This window comes from Geodermatophilus sp. SYSU D00758, assembly GCF_054049955.1.
On record NZ_JBJGYK010000022.1, the window covers coordinates 38,766 to 58,893 of the forward strand.

Consider the following 20,128-nt stretch of genomic DNA (forward strand, 5'->3'; position numbering starts at 1 on the left):
CCCGGCGGGTGCTCACCTACCGTCGGCCCCGTGCCCGAGGCGACCCCACCCGCAGCGGACGACGTCCCCCGGGAGCGCCGGGCGCGGCTGGCCGCCACCCACCTGCCGCGGCCCGGCGCCCTCCCGCCGCCGTGGCCGGGCGGGCCGGTGCGCGTGCGCGGCGGCGAGGTCTTCGTCCGGCGGACGCCGTGGACCGGGCCGGTCGGCGGGGCGGACGACGGCGCACCGCGGGAGCGGGCGCTGTACGTGCACGGCCTCGGCGGCGCGTCGACCAACTGGACCGACCTGGCCGCGCTGCTGACCGTCCGCTTCGACGGGTGGGCGCTCGACCTGCCGGGCTTCGGCCGCTCGCACCCGCCGGCCCGCCGGTCCTACTCCGTGCGCGGTCACGTCGCGGCGGTGCTCGACGTCCTCGCGTGCGTGTCCGCCGAGCCGGGGCCGGGCGCGGGCCGACCCGTCCACCTGGTCGGCAACTCCCTCGGCGGGCTGGTGTCGCTGCTGGCCGCCGCCCGCCGGCCCGACCTGGTCGCCACCCTCACCCTCGTCTCGCCGGCGATGCCGGTCTACCGGGTGCCGGAGGCCTTCAGCCGCGAGCTGCTGCTGCTCCTGCTCCCCGGCGTCCCCGCCCTGGCCGACCGGCGGATGGCGCGCGTGACCCCGGAGCAGCAGGTCCGCGGGATGGCGCAGATGTGCTTCGGGGACCCGCGCCGCATCCCGCGGGAGCGGCTGCAGCAGGTGCTGGAGGAGATGCGCGAGCGCGCGGAGCAGCCGTGGGCGACCGCGGCGCTGACCCGCAGCATGCGGGGGCTGATCCGCTCCTACCTGCGCGTCGGCCCGGCCGGGGCGTGGCGGACCGCCGCACGGCTGCACCTGCCCAGCCTGGTGGTGTGGGGCGACCGCGACCGGCTGGTCAGCCCCGCCCTGGCGCCGCGCCTGGCGGCGACGCTGCCGGACAGCCGCCTCCTGCTGCTGGAGGGCGTCGGGCACGTGGCGATGATGGAGGCGGCCGAGCCGACCGCCCGCGCCGTCCTGGCCCTCGCGGAGGACGCCGCCGGCGGGGACGGCGCGGCCGCGCCGCCGGCGACCTGACGGGTCGTCACCCGGACGAGTCGGTCCATCACGCGTCGTGTCGAACGGGTCTCCACGGGAGCCTGCCTGCCGTGAGAGCCTGAACCGGTGACCCCCGCGGACGCAGCCGCCGACCGGGGGCCGGCCCAGCGACGGGGGACGCCCGGGCGGCAGCCGGCCGTGCAGTCGGCGCGGCCACCGGTGCCACCCCCCGCAGGCCGCCCGCGAGCCGGGGAGCGGCCCGCGTCACCCCCGCCCCGCCGTCCCGCCGGTCGCTCGCGGCCGCCCGGCCGGGCCCGCCGGTTCGTCCACCGCTGGGGGTGGCGGGCCTACGCCATCCCGCTGCTGACCGTGGCCACCGTCCTGGCCCTCGCGGACCTCGCCCTCGGCGGCCGCGGCACCGGCGGGGTCGCCGGTGCGGGCACCTCCGCGGCGACGGCGGCCGCGACCCCGGAGGCGGAGGTGGAGGGGGTCGGGACCACGCCCACCGCCGCGCCCACCGCCGGGACCGCCGAGGGCGACGCCGGACCGACCGCGACCGAGGCCCCTCCGTCCGGGGGGCCCCGCTACGTCGAGCAGGGGGCCGGGACGGTCACCGTCGTCCCCGGGAGCTCCGGTGTGCACGGCAGCGGCCCGCTGCAGCGCTTCGTCGTCGAGGTGGAGGACGGCATCGGCGTGGACGGCGCCGCCTTCGCCGCCGCGGTGGAGGCCACCCTGGGCGACCCGCGCTCGTGGGGGGCCGGGGGCCGGATGTCCTTCCAGCGGGTCGGGCCCGAGCAGGTCGCGGCCGGGGAGTACGACTTCCGGGTCAGCCTGGTCAGCCCCGGCAGCATGGAGACCTACTGCCCCGGCGTGGGCACCGGCGGGTACACCTCCTGCCGCTACGGCGAGCGCGCCGTCATCAACCTGGCCCGCTGGGAGACCGCCGTCCCGCACTACGACGGCGACATCGCGACCTACCGGCAGTACGTCGTCAACCACGAGGTCGGCCACGCGCTCGGCAACGGCCACCAGCCCTGCCCCGGCCCCGGCCGGCCCGCCCCGGTGATGCAGCAGCAGACCCTCGCCCTGGAGGGCTGCACGAGGAACGCCTGGCCCTTCCCCTGACTGGCCCTCCCCCTGACCCCGGCGGCCCACCGGCCGGGCCACGTGCCGGAGGCGCCGGTGGCGGGTAGGGGGACGGCATGGACACGATCTCTCTGGGCAAGTCGGGACTCAAGGGCTGGCGCGCACGCGTCGCCGACACCGTGGCACCCCCGGTGGCGCGGAGGGCGGGGGTGGCCGACGACGACGTCCGGGCGGTCATCGGTGCGCTGTTCTTCGCGCTGTCGGTCGTCTACGTCGTCGGCACGGTGAAGCGGATGGCCGCCCGCAGCTGAGCGACCGCGGCCCGGGCGCGTCGTGCCCGGGCCGCCACGGGCCGCCGGGACGGCTCCGTCGGGAATCAGGCGGGACGGCACGCGGTTGTACCCACGAACGCCGGCCCCCGCGGGCCGATGTCGAGGAACCCAAGGAGCCGCTCGTGTCCCTGCCACCCCTGGTGGAGCCCGCCGCCGACCTGTCGATCGACGAGGTCCGCCGCTACAGCCGGCACCTGATCATCCCGGACGTCGGGATGGAGGGTCAGAAGCGGCTGAAGAACGCCAAGGTGCTGGCCGTCGGCGCCGGCGGCCTCGGCTCGCCGGTGCTCATGTACCTGGCCGCGGCCGGGGTCGGCACGCTGGGCATCGTCGAGTTCGACGTGGTCGACGAGTCGAACCTGCAGCGCCAGATCATCCACGGCGCCTCCGACGTGGGCCGGTCCAAGGCCGAGAGCGCCCGCGACTCGATCAAGGAGATCAACCCGCTGATCGACGTCCGGCTGCACGAGACGCGGCTGGACAGCGACAACGTGATGGAGATCTTCGGCCAGTACGACCTCATCGTCGACGGCACCGACAACTTCGCCACCCGCTACCTGGTCAACGACGCCTGCGTGCTCCTCGGCAAGCCCTACGTCTGGGGCTCGATCTACCGGTTCGACGGCCAGGTCTCGGTCTTCTGGGACGAGCACGGGCCCAACTACCGCGACCTGTACCCGGTGCCGCCGCCGCCCGGGATGGTGCCCAGCTGCGCCGAGGGCGGCGTGCTCGGCGTGCTGTGCGCGACCATCGGCGCGATCCAGGCCACCGAGGCGGTCAAGCTGATCACCGGCGTCGGCGAGACGCTGCTGGGCCGGCTGATGGTCTACGACGCCCTGGAGATGACCTTCCGCACCATCAAGGTGCGCAAGGACCCGGAGGCCGAGCCCATCACCGGGCTCATCGACTACGAGACCTTCTGCGGCGTCGTCTCCGACGAGGCCCAGCAGGCGGCGGCCGGCTCGACGATCACCGTCGACGAGCTCAAGGACATGATGGACGCCGGCAAGGACTTCGAGCTCATCGACGTCCGCGAGCCCAACGAGTACGAGATCGTGTCGATCCCCGGCGCGACGCTCATCCCCAAGGACGAGATCCTCTCCGGCCGGGCGCTGTCCTCGCTGCCGCAGGACAAGCCCATCGTGCTGCACTGCAAGACCGGTGTCCGCTCGGCCGAGGTGCTCGCCGCGGTCAAGAACGCCGGCTTCTCCGACGCGGTGCACGTGCAGGGCGGCGTGACCGCCTGGGCCACGCGGATCGACAAGACGCTGCCCACCTACTGATCGGCCCCCGTCCCCGGGGCCCGCGGCGCGGAGCGTGTCGTGGGCAGGGAGGGGGTCCCTTCTCGGGCCCCGGTACGCGATCGCGCGTACCGGGGCCCGGCTGCGTTTGACTGACCGCATGCCCCAGCCCGGCCACGCCGACCTCCTGCTGCTGTTCCAGCGCGCCCAGGCCCAGTTCACCGACCGGGTCGACGCCGTCGAGCCGGGGGAGTGGGACACCCCCGCCCTGCCGGGGTGGAGCGTCGCCGACCTGGTCGCGCACCTGACCGCTGAGCAGTTGTGGGTGCCGCCGCTGCTGGCCGGCGAGCAGGTGGACGACATCGCGCCGCGCATCCCCACCGGCACCCGGGAACTGCTCGGGTCCGACCCGCTGGCCGCCTGGGAGACCGCGGCCGACACCGCCCTCGCCGCCTGGGCCGACCCCGCCGTCCTCGACCGCACGGTCCGGCTCTCCTCCGGCCCGACGCCGGCCGACGCCTACCTGACCGAGATGACCGCGGACCTCACCGTGCACGCCTGGGACCTCGCGCGGGCGGTGGGCGGCGACACCCGCCTGGACCCCGAGCTGGTCGCGGCGGCCACCCGGTACGCGGAGGAGCGGCTGGGCGCCGACGGGATCCCGGGGCTCGTCGACCCGCCGCTGCCCGCACCGCCCGGCGCCGACGCCCGGACCCGCCTGCTGGCCCGGTTCGGTCGCCGCGGCTGACGGCGGTGGACCCCCGGCGGGCGGGTCGGGGGGTCCGACGTCCCCGATCCGCCCTAAGCTGCGCGGGCGTCTACAGGAGGGGACCCCATGAGTCAGCCACCGGGCCAGGGCCCGCACGGGCAGCCCGGACAGGGCGGGTGGGGGCAGCAGCCCCCGGGGCAGGGCGGCTGGGGCCAGCCCGGCCAGCCGCAGCAGCCGGGGCAGCCCGGTCCGTACGGTCAGCCGCAGCAGCCCGGTCCGTACGGCCAGCCGGGTCAGTACGGGCAGCCCGGTCAGTACGGGCAGCCCGGTCAGTACGGGCAGCCCGGTCAGTACGGGCCCACGGGGCCCGGAGGCCCGCCGGGGCCCTACAGCCAGCCGCAGCAGTACGGGGCGCCGGGCGGACCCGGCGGTGGCGGGGGCAGGCGCGGGCTCGTCATCGGCATCGTGGCCGCCGTCCTGGTGGCCGCGCTGGTGGGGGTCGTCCTCTGGCTCACCCTCGGGGGCGACGACGGGGAGCGGACGGCCACGACCGCCACGCCGAGCGCCACCACCGGCGCCACGACCAGCAGCGCGGCACCGACGACCACCACCGCACCGCCGCCGACCACCACCGCACCACCCAGCGAGCCGATCCCGGGCAACACGGACTTCCTGGGGATCCTCCCGGCCGACTTCACCGACTGCGAGCTCGCCGAGCCGGCCGGCGACGGGGACCTCGCGCACGCCACCTGCGGTGCCAGCACGACGCAGCCGGGGCCGCAGCAGGCCGAGTTCTACCTCTACCCCGACCAGCAGACGCTGGACACGGTGTTCACCAACGACGTCTCCTCCGCCGGCATCACCGACATCCCGCAGGGGCAGGACTGCACGACCGCGACCGGCGTGACCTCCTGGCAGTCGGAGACCAACACCGGCCTGGTGGGGTGCACCATCGACGCGGAGAACGGTGCGGTGATCATCTACTGGACCGACGACGCCGCGCTGGTCGAGGGCATCGTCGCCGCGCCGGGCAGCACCCAGGCCGACCTGGCGACGCTGTACCAGTGGTGGACGACCAACAGCGACTACCTGCTGTGAGCCCGGCGGAGGCGCCCGGCGGACCACGGTCCCCGGGCGCCTCCGCGCACCCGGAGGACGTCGACGAGGCCGTGTTCGACGCCGTCGAGCGGATCCCGCCCGGCCGGGTCAGCACCTACGGGGCCATCGGCCGGCTCGTGGGCGTGGGCCCGCGCCGGGTGGCCCGGGCCCTCTCCCAGGGCGGCGCGGCCGTCCCCTGGTACCGGGTCGTGCGGGCGGACGGCACCGCGGCCGAGCCGGTGCGGGCCCACCAGCTCGAGCTGCTCGCGGGTGAGGGTGTCCCGGTGCGGGGCGGCCGGGTCGACCTCGGTGCCGTCGGCTGGCCCTGAGCCGTCCGCCACACGCCGGGCGCCCCGTCCCGGGAGCGTCGGCCGCCCGTGCTCCAATCGCTGGCGTGGCGCAGCGGGGGGAGACGGCGGACGGGACCGGGGCGGCGCACCGGGTGGACCCGGCCGGGCGCCGCGGGGAGACGACCGCGCCGGTCTACCGGCTGGTCCCCGCCACGACCACCCCGGCCACGACCACCCCGGCCGCGCCGCCCCGGCTCGACGCCACCCAGCAGGCCGTCGTCGACCACCCCGGCGGCCCGCTGCTGGTGCTGGCCGGACCGGGCACCGGCAAGACCACCACGATCGTCGAGGCGGTGGCCGCGCGCATCGACCGCGGGGTCGACCCCGAGCAGGTCCTCGTCCTCACCTTCAGCCGCAAGGCCGCCGCCGAGCTGCGCGCGCGGGTCACCGCCCGCGTCGCCCGCACCGTCCGCGAGCCGCCGGCCCGCACCTTCCACTCCTACGCCTACGGCGTCCTCCGCCGGGCGGCGCTGCTGCGCGGCGAGGCCCCGCCCCGGCTGCTCACCGCGGCCGAGCAGGACGCCGTGGTCGCCGCGCTGCTGCGCGGGGACCTCGAGGAGGAGGGGGCGGTGCGGTGGCCGGCCGCCCTGCTGCCGGCGCTGTCCACCGCGGGCTTCCGCGCCGAGCTGCGGGACCTGCTGCTGCGCGCCACCGAACGGGGCATCGGCCCGGAGCTGCTGGCCGCCTGGGGCCGCGAGTCGGGGCACGAGGCCTGGGTGCACGCGGCGGCGTTCCAGGAGCAGTACGAGGCGGTCACCGCCTTCGCGACCGCGGGGCGCGGTGACGCCTCCGGCTTCGACCCCGCCGAGCTGGTCCGCGAGGCGATCGCCGAGCTCGCCGCCGACCCCGAGCTGCTCCGCCAGGAGCAGGAGCGCGCCCGGTGGCTGTTCGTCGACGAGTACCAGGACACCGACCCCGCCCAGGTGGAGCTGCTCGACCTGCTCGCCGGTCGCGGCGGGAACCTGGTCGCCGTCGGTGACCCGGACCAGGCGATCTACGCCTTCCGCGGGGCCGAGCCGCGGGGCATGACCGAGTTCCCGACCCGGTTCCGCCACGTCGACGGCCGCCCCGCCGCCCGGCTCTCGCTCGGGGTCTGCCGGCGGATGGGCCCGGAGCTGCTGCGGGTCAGCCGGGTGGTCGCCGACGGGCTGCCCGGCCCCTGGGAGCACCGCCGGCTGCGCGCGGCCGGGAACGGGCCGGAGGGGGTCGCCGAGGTGCACGTGTTCGGGTCCGCGGCGGTGGAGGCGGCCTACCTGGCCGACGTCCTGCGCCGCGCGCACCTGCTCGACGGCGTCCCGTGGGGGGAGATGGCCGTCGTCGTCCGCACCGCGCAGGCGCTCGTCCCGCTGCGCCGCGCGCTGACCTCGGCCGGGGTCCCGGTCGGGGTCGCCTCCGACGAGCTGCCGCTGTCGGCGCAGCCGGCCGTGGCGCCGTTCCTCCTGGCGCTCGACGCCCTGCTGCCGGACGGCGACGGCAGCCCGCCCGGCCCGGACGAGCCCGCCGCCGAGGCGCTGCTGACCTCGGCCCTGGGCGGCGCCACGGTGCTCGACCTGCGCCGCCTGCGCCGCGCGGCGCGGATCGCCCTGGCCCAGCAGGGGGTGGACGCCGCCGAGCGCGGTGCGCCGCTGGCGACCGCCCTCGCCGACGAGCTGCTGCTCGACCGGCTGCCCGAGCACGTGGCCCGCCCGGCCCGGCGGGTCGCCGGCGTGCTCGCCGCGGGCCGCGTCGCGCTGGCCGCCGACGGCTCCGCCGAGGACGTGCTGTGGGCGATGTGGCAGCGCAGCGGGCTGGCCGGGCGCTGGGCGAGGGCGAGCGCGGCCGGGGGAGCCGCCGGTGCGGTGGCCGACCGGGACCTCGACGCGGTGGTGGCGCTGTTCGACGCCGCGGCCGGCTTCGTCGACCGGCTGCCCTCGGCCGACGTGCGGGCGTTCCTGGCCCACCTGTCGGCCCAGGAGCTGCCCGGTGGCGACGGCGCGGCGGGCGGGCGGGCCGAGACGGTCCGGCTGCTCACCGCGCACGCCGCCAAGGGCCTGGAGTGGGACGTCGTCTGCGTGGCGGGCGTGCAGGAGGGTGTGTGGCCCGACCTGCGGGAGCGCGCCTCCCTGCTCGGCACCGAGGTGCTCGTCGAGCGGGTGGCGGGGGTCGACTCCGCCGCGGTCGACCGGCGCAGCCTGGCGCTGGCCGAGGAGCGCCGGCTGTTCTACGTGGCCTGCACCCGGGCCCGCACCCGCCTGGTCGTCACCGCGGTGCAGGGCGCCCTCGACGGTCCGGACGCCGGGGCCACCCCCTCGCGCTTCCTCGACCTGGTCGCCCCGCCGCCCGACGACGGGCGGCCGCTGACCGAGCTGCCGCGCTCGCTCACCCTGCCGGCCCTCGTCGCCGAGCTGCGCCGGGCGCTCACCGACCCGCACACGCCCGCCGGGCGCCGGTCGGCGGCCGCCGCGGTGCTGCGCCGGCTGGCCGCCGAGGGTGTCCCGGGGGCCGCGCCGGCCGACTGGTGGGGCCTGGCCCCGCTGTCGGACGACGCGCCCCTCGTGCCACCCGACGAGCCGGTGCGGGTGCGCCCGTCGGCCATCGAGACCTACCAGCGCTGCCCGCTGCGCTGGGTGCTGGGCGCGGTCGGCGCCGAGGCGTCCCCGGACACCACGCGGACCGTCGGCTCGGCGGTGCACGCGGTCGCGCAGCGGGTCGCCGAGGGGCTGCCCCCGGCCGAGGCGGGCGACGCGCTGGCCGCCGAGCTCGACCTGCTCTTCCTCGGCCCCGGCTGGGCCGACCAGCGGCAGCGCACCGCCGCGCGGGACATGCTCGACCGGTTCCTGCGCTGGCACGCGGCCAACCGCCGCGAGCTGGTCGCCGCCGAGGCCGACGTCGACGTCGTCGTCGGCAGGGCCCGGATCCGCGGCCAGGTGGACCGGCTCGAGCGCGACGAGCAGGGCCGGCTCCTGGTCGTCGACCTCAAGACCGGCCGCACGTCGGCCAAGGACGTCGAGCAGCACGGCCAGCTCGCCGCCTACCAGGTCGCGGTCGCCGCCGGCGGGTTCGCCGAGCACGGCACGGTGCCCGGCGGGGCCGCCCTGCTCCAGGTGGGCACCGGGACCAAGGCCCGCGAGCAGCGCCAGGACCCGCTGCCGGCCGACGTCCCGCTCGAGGCGACACCGGCCGGGCAGCTGGTCGCCGAGGTCGGCGAGGGCATGGGCGCCGCGGCCTTCGAGGTGCGCTCCGGCACGCACTGCCAGCGCTGCCCGGCCCGCCGCAGCTGCCCCCTGCACGAGCGGGGCCGGCAGGTGACGGGGTGAGCCAGCTGCCGTTCGACGACCTGCTGCCCGACGCCGTCCCGGCCGTCCCCGAGCCGCACCGGGTGCTGACCCCCGCGGAGGTCGCCGCGCGCTGCGGGCTGTCCTACGCCCCGTCGGAGGAGCAGGCCCGCGTAGTGGCCGCCCCCGCCGACCGGCCGCTCGTCGTCGTCGCCGGCGCCGGGTCGGGGAAGACCGAGACGATGGCCGCCCGGGTCTCCTGGCTGGTCGCCAACCGGGTCGTCGAGCCCGACGCGGTGCTGGGGCTGACGTTCACCCGCAAGGCCGCCGGCGAGCTCGGCGAGCGGGTACGGCTCCGGCTGGCCGCCCTGGCCCGCCACCCCGACACCGAGCCGGAGCTGCGCGAGCGGCTCGCCGTGGCGCAGCCGACGGTCGCCACGTACCACGGGTACGCCGCCTCGCTGGTCGCCGAGCACGGCCTGCGCATCGGCGTCGAGCCCGGCGCGGGCGTGCTCGGCCCGGCGATGTGCTGGGGTCAGGCGACCGGTGTGGTCACGGCCTGGACCGGTGACATGGACGCCGTCCCCTTCTCGCTGCTCACCACGGTCGAGGACGTGCTGGCCCTCGCCGCGGAGATGGGCGAGCACGACGTCACGCCCGACGCGCTGCGCACCTGGACCGCCCGGCTGGAGGCGCGGCTCGCCTCCTACCCCGACGCGCCGCGGAAGAAGGGGCCCTACAAGGACGTGCTCGACGTCCTCGCCCGTCAGCGCGCCCGGGTGGCCCTGCTGCCGCTGGTCGAGGCCTTCGAGGCCCGCAAGCGGGCGATGGGGTCCATCGACCACGCCGACCAGGTGGCCTCCGCCGCGCGGATCGCGGTCGCCGCCCCGGAGGTGGGTCGCCGGGAGCGCGCCCGGTGGCGGGTCGTGCTGCTCGACGAGTACCAGGACACCAGCGTCGGCCAGCTGCGCATGCTCGAGGCGCTCTTCGGCGGCGCCACGGGTCATCCCGTGCTGGCCGTCGGCGACCCCCGGCAGTCCATCTACGGCTGGCGCGGCGCCTCGGCCGGCACGATCGAGCGGTTCGCCCGCACGTTCCCCGGCACCTCCGGGCGGCCCGCGCAGCGGCTCACCCTGGCCACCAGCTGGCGCAACGACGCCGCCGTCCTCGCGGTGGCGAACGCCGTCTCCGCGACCCTGCCGGAGCCCGAGAACCCGCTGCCCGACCTGGCGCCGGCCCCCACCGCCGGGCGCGGCGCCGTCACCGTGGGGCTCTACACCACCGTCGCCGAGGAGACCGCGGCCCTGGCCGACCGGCTGGCCGCCTGCTGGCACGGCACCGACCCGGTCGTCGGCCGGCGACCGGACGGCCGGCCGCCGACCGTGGCCGTCCTCGCCCGGACCCGCAAGCAGCTGCCCGGCATCGCCGCGGCCCTGCGCGAGCGCGGCCTGCCGGTCGAGGTGGTCGGTCTCGGCGGCCTGCTGGAGGTCCCGGAGGTCTCCGACGTGGTGGCGACCCTCACCGTGCTGGTCGACCCCACCGCCGGTGACGCCCTGGGCCGGCTGCTGACCGGTGCCCGGTGGCGGGTCGGCCCGCGCGACCTGGCCGCCCTGGAGGCCCGCGCCCGGGCGCTCGTGCACGCCCGCCGCGCGGCCGCCGAGGACCCCGCCGAGGGGCAGCCCGCGCCGGCACCCGAGCGCGGCAGCATCGTCGAGGCGCTCGACGACCCCGGGGACCCCGCCGCCTACTCGCCGGCCGGCCACGCCCGGCTGCGCCGGCTGGGCGCCGAGCTGTCGGCCCTCCGCGGCCGCCTCGGGGAGTCGCTGCCCGACCTCGTCGACGAGGTGGCCCGCACCCTCGGCCTGGAGACCGAGCTGGCCAGCGCCCCGGAGGTCAGCCCGGCCGGTGCCCGGGCGCACCTCGACGCGCTGCACGCCGTCGCCGCCGACTTCACCGAGCTGGCCGACCTGCCCTCGCTGCCGGCCTTCCTCGGGTACCTCCGCGACGCCGAGGAACGCGAGCGCGGCCTCGAGCCCGGCGAGGTCGCCGTCAACCCGGAGGCGGTGCAGCTGCTCACCGGTCACTCGGCCAAGGGGCTGGAGTGGGACGTCGTGGCCGTCCCCGGCATGACCGCCGACCAGTTCCCGGCCCGCTCGCAGGCCAGCGACTCCTGGATCAAGGACCCGGGCGCGGTGCCGGTCGACCTGCGCACGACCGACCGGGCCGAGCTGCCGCAGTGGCGGCTGCCCGTGCCCGGGTCGGGCGACCAGGCGGCGGTGAAGGCCTCCCTGGAGGAGTACGTCGAGGAGTGGAAGGCCTTCGGCCTCGGCGAGGAGATCCGGCTGGGCTACGTGGCGGTGACCCGGGCCCGGGCCCTGCTGGTCTGCTCCGGGAGCTGGTGGCGCGACGGGCTGCGGCCGAACGGCCCGTCCACGCTGCTGGAGACGGTCCGGGAGGCCTGCGAGGCCGGCGCCGGCACGGTCCTCGCCTGGGCACCGGCGCCGGAGGAGGGGGCGGAGAACCCCGCGCTGGCCGAGTGGCCGGTCGGGGTCTGGCCGGCCGACCCGCTCTCGTCCGGCCGGCGCCGGGCCCTCACCGCCGCCGCCGAGCTGGTCGCCGGCACCCCGCCGCACCCGCTCGACGCCGAGGCGGCGCTCGGCGGGGACCCCGTCGTCGAGCAGTGGGTCCGCGACGCCGACCTGCTGCTGCGGGAGCGGGCGGCCGCGGCCGCCCCCGCGGTCGACGTCCCGCTGCCCTCGCACCTGTCGGTCTCCGAGCTGGTCACCCTCCGCCGCGACCCGGCCGAGCTGGCCCGCCGGCTGCGGCGGCCCATGCCCGCCGCGCCGGCCCCGCAGGCCCGCCGGGGGACGGCGTTCCACACCTGGCTCGAGGAGCGCTTCGGCGCCGCCCGGCTGGTCGACCTCGACGAGCTGCCCGGCTCCGGCGACGCGCTGGCCGCGCCCGACAGCGCGCTGGCCGAGCTGCAGGAGGCCTTCCTCGCCGGCGAGTGGGCCGACCGCCAGCCGCTGGAGGTCGAGGTCCCCTTCGAGACGCCGCTGGGCCCGCTGACCCTGCGCGGGCGGATCGACGCCGTCTTCGCCGACGGGGACGGCGGGTACGAGGTGGTCGACTGGAAGACCGGCCCGCCGCCCACCGGCCGGCAGCTCGCCGCCGCCGCCGTGCAGCTGGCCGCCTACCGGCTGGGGTGGTCGCGGCTGACCGGAGTCCCCGTCGAGCGGGTCAGCGCCGGCTTCCACCACGTGGCCGCGCGGGTCACCGTGCGGCCGGTCGACCTCCTCGACGAGGCCGGCCTGCTGGCACTGGTCACCGGCACCGCCGAGGAGTGAGCGGGGCACCACGGCGCGGCGGACGCGCCCGTGGCACCCCGGTCAGCCGCCGAGGACCAGGCCGAACTGCCGGACCGGCGCGCCGCCCGGTGCCCGGAGCACCGCCTCCTCCGTCATGCCCAGCCTCCCCGCCACGGCGAGGGACGGCGTGTTGTCCGCGTGGACCAGGGCGACGACCCGGGGCAGGCCGACCTCCCGCGCCCGGTGGAGGGCGATCCGCGCGGCCGTCGTCGCGTAGCCGCGCCCCCACGACCGGCGCCCGAGGCGCCAGCCGATCTCCGACTCGCCGCGGGGCCCCCACGGCTGCGGCCAGGGCTGGATCCCGGCGAAGCCGACGACCCGGTCCTCCACGAGGACCGACCAGAGGCACAGGCGCGTCTCCCGGGCCAGCTCCTGCTGCCGCCGCACGAAGGCCGCGTACCAGGCGGGGTCCCGGACCTCGCCCGTCCCGACGTACCGCATGACCGCCGGGTCGGCGAACAGGTCGGACCAGGACGCGGCGTCGGCGTCCGTGGGGACGCGGAGCCGCACCGCGCCCGCGGGGGTCACGCCGAGGCGATCCGGTCCAGGACGGCGGCGGCGAGCGCGTCCGGGGCCTCCTCGGGGATCCAGTGGCTGACCCCTTCCAGCGCGACGAAGCGGAAGTCGCCGGTCACGCAGCGGGCGCACCCCTCGGCGGCGGTGCGGCCGATGGCGACGTCGCCGTCGCTCCACACGTAGGTCGTGGGCACCGTCACCGGGTCGACCGGCGTCCCCGCGCTCATCGCGCGGTACCAGTTGAGCGCCGCGGTCAGCGCCCCGGGCGCGGACAGCACCGCCACGTACTCGTCGGCGGGCACGGTGTCGCCGAGCATGCGGCGCAGCCGCCGGGCGCCGTCGGCCAGCAGCACCTCCTCGGCCTTGCCCTCCTGCCAGAACAGCCGGATGTAGCCGGAGCGCTCCTTCTGCTCGGGGTCGGAGCGGTAGGCCTCGGTGAACGCGGTCGGGTGCGGCACCGACACCGCGGTCAGCGACCGCACCCGGTCGGGGTGCCACGCGGCCAGCGCCCACGCCGCGTTCGCGCCCCAGTCGTGCCCGACCACGTCCGCGACGGGCACGTCCATCGCGCTCATCAGGTCGGCGGTCACCCGGGCCAGGTTGGGCAGCGCGTACGCCTCCACCTCGGCCGGCCGGGCACCGGGGGAGTAGCCGAGCTGGTCGACGGCGTAGGTCCGCAGCCCCGCCTCGGTCAGCCGGGGGGTGACCGCCGCCCACGACAGCGACGTCTGCGGGAAGCCGTGCAGCAGCACGACCGGCCGCCCGTCGTCCGGACCGTCGGCCCGGACGTCGAAGGTGAGGTCGCCGACGTCCACCTGAAGCAGCTCTCCGGGCATGGCCGCGACGCTAGCCCCGGCGGACGGCGCCCGCGCGCGCCGCTACCGTCGGACGCCGTGGCCAGCCCTGAACGCGACTTCGTGACCGCGCACCTCGACGACCTGCACGCCGACCTCGACGCCTGGCTGCGCATCCCGTCGATCTCCGCCGACCCGGCGCACTCCGGCGACGTCGCCGCCAGCGCCGCCTGGCTCGCCGACGCGCTCCGCCGCACCGGGTTCCCCACTGTGGAGGTCTGGGAGACCCCCGGCGCGCCCGCGGTGTTCGCCGAGTGGCCCGCCGAGGACTCCGCCGCCCCCGTGGCCCTCGTCTACGGCCACCACGACGTGCAGCCGGTCGACCCGCTCGAGCTGTGGGAGCACCCGCCCTTCGAGCCCACCCACGTCGAGGGCCCCGACGGTCCGGAGCTGCACGCCCGCGGGGCGATCGACGACAAGGGCAACGTCGCCTTCCACCTGCTGGGCATCCGCGCCCACCTGGCCGCGACCGGGCGCACCAGCCCCGCCGTCACGGTCAAGCTGCTGGTCGAGGGGGAGGAGGAGTCCGGGTCCCCGCACTTCGCCGCCCTGCTCCGCGAGCGCGCCGACCGGCTGCGCTGCGACGTCGTCGTGGTCAGCGACACGGGGATGGCCGCGCCCGACGTCCCGAGCGCCGTCGTGGCGATGCGCGGGCTCGCCGATGCCGAGATCACCCTGCGCGGACCGGCCGTCGACCTGCACTCCGGTTCCTTCGGCGGCGGGGTGCCCAACCCGCTGCACGCGATGGCCCGGCTGATCGCCGCGCTGCACGACGACCAGGGACGGGTCACCCTGCCCGGCTTCTACGACGCGGTCCGGCCGCTCACCGATCGGGAGCGGGAACTCATGGGCCGGGTGCCGTTCGACGAGGCCGCCTGGCTGGCCGGGCCGGCCGCCTCCCGCACCGCGACCGGTGAGGCCGGGTTCAGCACCCTGGAGCGCATCGGCGCGCGGCCGACGGCGGAGGTCAACGGCATGTGGGGCGGCTACACCGGCCCCGGGCACAAGACGATCATCCCGGCCGAGGCGCACGCCAAGATCACCTTCCGGCTCGTGCCCGACCAGCGCCCCGCCGACCTCGCCGAGCAGGTGAAGGGGTGGGTCGCCGCGAACCTGCCCGAGGGGATCCAGGCGGACGTCCACGTGCCCGCGGGCGGGGTCTCCCCGTGCGCCAGCGACCTGGACTCCCCGGCGGTGGCCGCGCTGCTCGCCGCGATCGGGCAGGCCTTCGACACCGACCCCGCCGACGTCCTGTTCACCCGCGAGGGCGGCAGCGGCCCCGAGGCCGACCTGGTCGACGCCCTCGGCGCGCCGCTGCTCTTCCTCGGCGCGGGGCTGCCCACCGACCGCATCCACTCCCCGAACGAGCGGGTCCTGCTGCCGATGCTGCACCGCGGGGCGGAGGCGGCGGCCCACCTGTGGCGGGAACTGGCGCGGGTCCCGGTCGTGCGCTGAGCCCGGCCGGGACGTCGCCGTCCTAGGGTGTCGCCGTGACCGGACCTGGACAGCCGAGCGCACCGGCGGGCTGGTACCCCGACCCGGACGGGACGCCGGGGACCGTGCGCTGGTGGAACGGCCTGGGCTGGTCGGACGTGACCACCCCGGCCGGGCCCGGGGTGCAGGTCCAGGCGGTCGCCGTCCAGACCCCGCCGGCCGCCCCTCCCGCGGCTCCGGCCCGCAGCCGCACCCCGTGGGTGGTGGGTCTGTCCGTGGTCGCCGTCGTGGTGCTGGTCGTCGTCGGCCTGGTGGTCGGGCTCTCCACCGGCGGGGAGGACGCCGACCCGCCGGTGGCCGGCCCCGCCGTGCCCGCGGGCCCCACCTTCCCGCCCGGCACGGTCCGGATCGTCGACGAGGCCGCCGGCATCGCCTACCCGTTCCTCGGGGACGGCTGGTACGAGTACGACCTCGGCCCGGTGCTGGAGACCACCGCCGTCGCCGGGCAGTTCTTCACCACCCAGGACCTCACCCCCGACGGCGGCACCTTCATCGCCCAGTGCACCTCCGGGCCGCTCGCGCCCGAGTTCGGGTACGCCGGCCCCACCACCCTGCAGGGCACCCTCGCCCAGGTCGCCGACAGCGTGCGGCTCAACTACTACCCCGGCCCCAACGAGCGCCGGGTGCTGCGCGACGAGGGCATCACCGTCGACGGCGCCCCGGCCCACGTGCTCGCGTTCGACCTGTCCTGGGACGTCGAGGGGTACGACGCCACCGGGGAGCGGGCCGCGCTGCTGCTCGTCGACGTGGGCCGGGAGACGCCGGCGCTGCTGTACCTCTCCATCCCCAACACGCACGCCGAGCTCTACGGCGTCATCGACCGGGTGATCGGCGCGGTCGAGGTGCTCTGAGCTGCGCGCTGTGACTTCGGTCGGCCTACCGGCCCCCGACGCGGCCAGGTGCCGTCCCGGCCCGCGCTGAGCCGGAGCAGCTGCGTCCCTCCTCGGGGGCCCTGCGGGCCCGCCGCTGAGGCGCGACTGCGGGGAAGTCGCACCGCGGCCGCCGTCGAGCCCAGCCTGGTCCGGCGGGTCGTCGGCGGCGCGTCGGGGTGCCGGGCCCTCCCGCTCGGCGCGGGAGGTGCCCGGGCCAGCGGTTAGTGTCGGGTCGTGACAGCAGCTGCTGCCGACCTCACCCTCCGGCACCCCGTCGAACGCTTCCGGCTCGACAACGGCCTGCGGGTCGTCGTCACCCCGGACCGCAGCGTCCCCGTGGTGGCGGTGACGGTGTCCTACGACGTCGGGATGCGCAACGAGCCGGAGGGCCGCACCGGGTTCGCGCACCTCTTCGAGCACATGATGTTCCAGGGCTCGGCGCACGTGCCGAAGATGGAGCACGCCCGCCTGGTCCAGGCCGCCGGCGGCACGTTCAACGGCTCGACGCACCAGGACTACACGAACTACTACGAGGCGCTGCCGGCCGAGGCGCTCGAGCGGGCGCTGTTCCTCGAGGCCGACCGCATGGCCGCCCCGGCGATCACGCCGGAGAACCTCCGCAACCAGATCGACGTGGTCAAGGAGGAGATCCGGGTCAACGTGCTCAACCGGCCCTACGGCGCCTTCCCCTGGCTGCAGCTGCCCCAGATCGCCTTCGACAGCTTCGCCAACACCCACGACGGCTACGGCTCCTTCGTCGACCTGGAGTCCTCGACCGTCGACGACGCGCTGGACTTCTTCCACCGCTACTACGCGCCGGGCAACGCCGTCCTCTGCCTCGGCGGCGACCTCGACGTCGCCGAGACCGAGCGGCTGGTGCGGCGCTGGTTCGGCCCGATCGAGGGGCGCGACGTCCCGCCGACGGCGGCCACCGGCGAGCCGTCCCCGACGACGGTCCGCCGCGGCGTGGTCGAGGACCGCCTGGTGCCCACCCCGGCGCTCGCGCTCGGCTGGCGGGTGCCCGACCCCGTGGGCGACCTCGACACCTACCTCGGCACCGTGCTGCTCGCCGAGCTGCTCAGCGAGGGCGACGCCTCGCGGCTGGAGCGCCGGCTGGTCCACGACGACCGGATCGCGGTCGCGCAGAGCAGCTACGTCGGGCTCTTCGGGGACCCCTTCGACGTCCGGGACGCCACGCTGCTGACCACCCAGGTCCACCACCCGGCCGCCGTGCCGGCCGACGACGTCATCGCCGCGGTGCACGAGGAGGTCGGGCGGGTCGCCACGGACGGCGTGGACGCCGACGAGCTGACCCGGGTGCAGGCCCGGGCCGAGGCCCAGCTGCTCCGCCAGGCCGACTCCGTGCTCGGCCGCACCCTCGCCTTCGCCGCCGCCGAGCTGGTGCACGGCCGCGCCGAGCTGGCCGGCGAGCTCGCCGCGCGGCTGGCGGCGGTCACCCCCGAGCAGGTGCAGGTGGCCGCCCGCGGGCTGGACCCGGGCACCGTGGCGGTGCTGGAGCTGCGTGCCACCGGAGGTGCCCGATGACCCCGCCGGACCTCGTCCCCCCGCTGGGCGAGCCCCGCCCCCAGCCCGAGCTGGCCGTCACCGAGGAGACCCTGCCCGGCGGGCTGCGGCTGGTCGTCGTCCCGCGGCCGGGCGTCCCGCTGGTCGAGCTCCGCCTGCGCGTGCCCTTCGCGGCGGCCACACCCCGCGGTGCCGCGCAGCACGTGGCCCGGACCTCGGTCCTCTCCGGCGCCGTGCTGCTGGGCACGGGCGCGCACGACGCCACCGGGATCGCGATGCTCGTGCAGGAGCACGGCGGCGAGCTGTCGGTGTCCGCCGACCCGGACCGGCTGCTGTTCTCGACCACCCTGCTGGCCGAGGGCCTCGCCCCGGTGCTGGGGGTCCTCGCCGAGGTGCTCACCGGCGCCACCTACCCGGCCGACCGCGTCGAGGCCGAGCGGGCCCGCGTCGCCGAGCGGATCGCCATCGCGCGCTCCCAGCCCGGGGTCGTCGCGCGCACCGCGCTCGCCGCCCGGCGCTACGGCACCCACCCCTACGCCGAGCAGCTGCCGGCCGTCGAGCTGGTCGCCGGGGTCCGCAGCCAGGCGCTGCGCAAGCTGCACCGCGAGCGGGTGCTGCCGGCCGGCAGCACGCTGGTGCTCGTCGGCGACCTCGACCCGGCGGCCGCGGTGGACGCGGCCGGTGCCGCGCTGGCCGGCTGGACCGGCGAGGGGACGGCGGTGGCCGCCCCGCCGGCGCCGCAGCTGGCCGCCGGGCACCTCGAGCTGATCGACCGGCCGGGGGCGGTGCAGTCCAACCTGCGCCTGGGCGGGCCCGCACCGCAGCGGACCGACCCCGACCTCCCCGCGGCCCGGCTGGCCGCCATGGTCTACGGCGGCTACTTCTCCTCCCGGCTGGTCGAGAACATCCGGGAGCGCCGTGGGTACAGCTACAGCCCGCGCAGCGCCGTGGACCACCTGGCGGCGGCGTCGTCCTTCCTGGTGGAGGCGGACGTGGCCACCGAGGTGACCGCCCCGGCGTTCCTCGAGACCTGGTACGAGCTGGGCCGCATGGCCACCACCCCGGTCACCGAGGCCGAGCTGGACGCCGCCCGGCGCTACGTGCTGGGCAGCATGGCCCTGTCGACGGCGACGCACGCCGGCCTGGCCAGCACCCTGTCGGCCCTCGTGGGGTCCGGCCTCCCGCCGGGCTGGCTGGCCGAGCACCAGCGGGCCCTGGCCGAGGTGACCGTCGAGCAGGTGCAGGCCGCGGCCCGCCGCTACCTGTCCCCGGCGGCCCTCACCGCGGTCGTCGTCGGTGACGCCGAGCGGGTGGCCGACGAGCTGCGCGCGCTGGGGCCGGTCGACGTCCGCGCCTCGGCGTCGGACGGGGTGCCGGCGTGAGCGTCCCCGAGGGCGGCAGCACGGCCGCCGACAACCCGCAGCAGCCCACGGCGTCCAGCTGGCCGGAGGGCACCCGCCCCTCGCCGCCCGGCCCGGTGCCGCTGCTGTCCCGGGCGGCGCACGACCGCAGCCACCTGGCCCGTGCGCTGCCCGACCCGACCGAGGGCCGGCCGGTGCGGGTGCTGCTGGTGGACGAGCGCCGCACGGTGCCGGTCCGCGAGGACGGCGAGCGGCCCCGGCTGCTCTGGGAGGAGCGCACCGGGCTGCCGGAGGGCGCGGTGTACCTCGGCGAGGCCGACGGCGTGCCCTACGCCGCGGTCCGCGCCGAGCGCCGGCTGATCGTCGCCGGCCGGCCGGTGGACGGCTGGAACGGGCTGCGCGAGCTGGGCGCCGACCTCGACGACCTGGACGCCGGCCTGCTCGCCGAGGCCATCGGCATCCTCGAGTGGCACGAGCGTCACCGCTACAGCCCGCTGTCGGGCGCGCCGACGACGGTGGAGCGGGCCGGCTGGGTGCGGCGGGACCCGGAGACCGGCGCCGAGCTGTTCCCGCGCACCGACCCCGCGGTGATCATGCTCGTGCACGACGGCGCGGACCGCTGCGTGCTGGGCCGCCAGGCCGTGTGGCCGCCGGGCCGGTACTCGATCCTGGCCGGGTTCGTCGAGCCGGGGGAGTCCGCAGAAGCCGCGGTCGCCCGGGAGGTGGCCGAGGAGGTCGGCGTCCGGGTCACCGACGTGCGCTACGTGGGCAGCCAGCCCTGGCCGTTCCCGCAGTCGCTGATGCTGGGCTTCACCGCCCGCGTGGACGGCGACCCGACCCTGCGGCTGGACCCGACCGAGATCGAGGAGGCCCGCTGGTTCACCCGGGACGAGCTGCGTTCCGGGGACGGCCCGCGCGCGCTGCCCCCGGCGGTCTCCATCGCCCGGCACATCATCGACCGCTGGGTGACCGGCGAGCTCGGGTGAGCGGGGCCCGCGTCGCGAGGGCCGCTCGCAGCG

The 20,128-nt window shown here is 77.4% G+C and carries 16 protein-coding genes; 14 read left to right on the forward strand and 2 right to left on the reverse strand.

Going from position 1 to position 20,128, the window contains the following annotated elements:
* The first annotated feature begins 30 nt into the window (after positions 1-30).
* The 9 genes from ACI8AC_RS16600 (at position 31) to ACI8AC_RS16640 (ending at position 12,467) form a co-directional block, all read left to right on the forward strand.
* Complete coding sequence (locus ACI8AC_RS16600; RefSeq protein WP_456898926.1) at positions 31-1,089, forward strand: alpha/beta fold hydrolase; 1,059 nt, start codon at positions 31-33, stop codon at positions 1,087-1,089.
* A gap of 330 nt (positions 1,090-1,419) precedes the next feature.
* The gene (locus tag ACI8AC_RS16605) at positions 1,420-2,175 is read left to right on the forward strand and encodes a DUF3152 domain-containing protein (RefSeq protein WP_456898927.1); all 756 of its coding nucleotides are present in this window, start codon (positions 1,420-1,422) and stop codon (positions 2,173-2,175) included.
* 77 nt (positions 2,176-2,252) lie between these two features.
* The gene (locus ACI8AC_RS16610) at positions 2,253-2,447 is read left to right on the forward strand and encodes a hypothetical protein (RefSeq protein ID WP_117377078.1); all 195 of its coding nucleotides are present in this window, start codon (positions 2,253-2,255) and stop codon (positions 2,445-2,447) included.
* Between the two features lie 143 nt (positions 2,448-2,590).
* A complete protein-coding gene (moeZ, locus tag ACI8AC_RS16615; protein WP_456898928.1) occupies positions 2,591-3,751 on the forward strand; it encodes an adenylyltransferase/sulfurtransferase MoeZ in 1,161 nt (386 codons plus the stop codon).
* 118 nt (positions 3,752-3,869) lie between these two features.
* A complete protein-coding gene (locus tag ACI8AC_RS16620; RefSeq protein WP_456898929.1) occupies positions 3,870-4,457 on the forward strand; it encodes a TIGR03086 family metal-binding protein in 588 nt (195 codons plus the stop codon).
* A gap of 87 nt (positions 4,458-4,544) precedes the next feature.
* Positions 4,545-5,516, forward strand: coding sequence for a hypothetical protein (locus ACI8AC_RS16625; RefSeq protein WP_456898930.1), 972 nt, complete (start codon positions 4,545-4,547; stop codon positions 5,514-5,516).
* The gene (locus ACI8AC_RS16630) at positions 5,513-5,845 is read left to right on the forward strand and encodes an MGMT family protein (protein ID WP_456898931.1); all 333 of its coding nucleotides are present in this window, start codon (positions 5,513-5,515) and stop codon (positions 5,843-5,845) included. Before ACI8AC_RS16625 ends, ACI8AC_RS16630 begins: the two co-directional genes overlap by 4 nt.
* Positions 5,846-5,910: 65 nt before the next feature.
* Entirely contained in the window at positions 5,911-9,162 is a 3,252-nt protein-coding gene (locus ACI8AC_RS16635; protein ID WP_456898932.1) for an ATP-dependent helicase, read from the forward strand.
* Positions 9,159-12,467: a UvrD-helicase domain-containing protein gene (locus ACI8AC_RS16640; RefSeq protein ID WP_456898933.1), complete on the forward strand. Its 3,309-nt coding sequence runs from the start codon at positions 9,159-9,161 to the stop codon at positions 12,465-12,467. Before ACI8AC_RS16635 ends, ACI8AC_RS16640 begins: the two co-directional genes overlap by 4 nt.
* A 42-nt stretch (positions 12,468-12,509) precedes the next feature.
* On the opposite strand, the gene ACI8AC_RS16645 is transcribed toward ACI8AC_RS16640, so the two are convergent.
* Positions 12,510-13,016: a GNAT family N-acetyltransferase gene (locus ACI8AC_RS16645; protein WP_456898934.1), complete on the reverse strand. Its 507-nt coding sequence runs from the start codon at positions 13,014-13,016 to the stop codon at positions 12,510-12,512.
* Complete coding sequence (locus ACI8AC_RS16650; RefSeq protein WP_456898935.1) at positions 13,013-13,840, reverse strand: alpha/beta fold hydrolase; 828 nt, start codon at positions 13,838-13,840, stop codon at positions 13,013-13,015. Before ACI8AC_RS16650 ends, ACI8AC_RS16645 begins: the two co-directional genes overlap by 4 nt.
* 57 nt (positions 13,841-13,897) lie before the next feature.
* On the opposite strand from ACI8AC_RS16650, the gene ACI8AC_RS16655 reads away from it, so the two are divergent.
* From ACI8AC_RS16655 to nudC, 5 genes are all read left to right on the forward strand, one after another.
* Positions 13,898-15,313, forward strand: coding sequence for a M20/M25/M40 family metallo-hydrolase (locus ACI8AC_RS16655; protein ID WP_456898936.1), 1,416 nt, complete (start codon positions 13,898-13,900; stop codon positions 15,311-15,313).
* A 35-nt stretch (positions 15,314-15,348) separates the two neighbouring features.
* On the forward strand, positions 15,349-16,203 hold the full coding sequence (locus tag ACI8AC_RS16660) for a DUF2510 domain-containing protein (RefSeq protein ID WP_456898937.1): 855 nt from the start codon (positions 15,349-15,351) through the stop codon (positions 16,201-16,203).
* Between the two features lie 255 nt (positions 16,204-16,458).
* The gene (locus ACI8AC_RS16665) at positions 16,459-17,769 is read left to right on the forward strand and encodes a M16 family metallopeptidase (RefSeq protein ID WP_456898938.1); all 1,311 of its coding nucleotides are present in this window, start codon (positions 16,459-16,461) and stop codon (positions 17,767-17,769) included.
* The gene (locus ACI8AC_RS16670; protein WP_456898939.1) at positions 17,766-19,130 is read left to right on the forward strand and encodes a M16 family metallopeptidase; all 1,365 of its coding nucleotides are present in this window, start codon (positions 17,766-17,768) and stop codon (positions 19,128-19,130) included. The genes ACI8AC_RS16665 and ACI8AC_RS16670 overlap by 4 nt, the downstream gene beginning before the upstream one ends.
* On the forward strand, positions 19,127-20,095 hold the full coding sequence (gene nudC / locus ACI8AC_RS16675; protein ID WP_456898940.1) for an NAD(+) diphosphatase: 969 nt from the start codon (positions 19,127-19,129) through the stop codon (positions 20,093-20,095). The genes ACI8AC_RS16670 and nudC overlap by 4 nt, the downstream gene beginning before the upstream one ends.
* Positions 20,096-20,128: the final 33 nt, after the last annotated feature.

Bases quoted from the DNA above. Each gene is read 5' to 3' on its own strand.
- ACI8AC_RS16610 (WP_117377078.1), top strand. From the start codon at position 2,253: ATGGACACGATCTCTCTGGGCAAGTCGGGACTCAAGGGCTGGCGCGCA.
- ACI8AC_RS16620 (WP_456898929.1), top strand. From the start codon at position 3,870: ATGCCCCAGCCCGGCCACGCCGACCTCCTGCTGCTGTTCCAGCGCGCC.
- ACI8AC_RS16625 (WP_456898930.1), top strand. From the start codon at position 4,545: ATGAGTCAGCCACCGGGCCAGGGCCCGCACGGGCAGCCCGGACAGGGC.
- ACI8AC_RS16650 (WP_456898935.1), bottom strand. From the start codon at position 13,840: ATGCCCGGAGAGCTGCTTCAGGTGGACGTCGGCGACCTCACCTTCGAC.
- ACI8AC_RS16670 (WP_456898939.1), top strand. From the start codon at position 17,766: ATGACCCCGCCGGACCTCGTCCCCCCGCTGGGCGAGCCCCGCCCCCAG.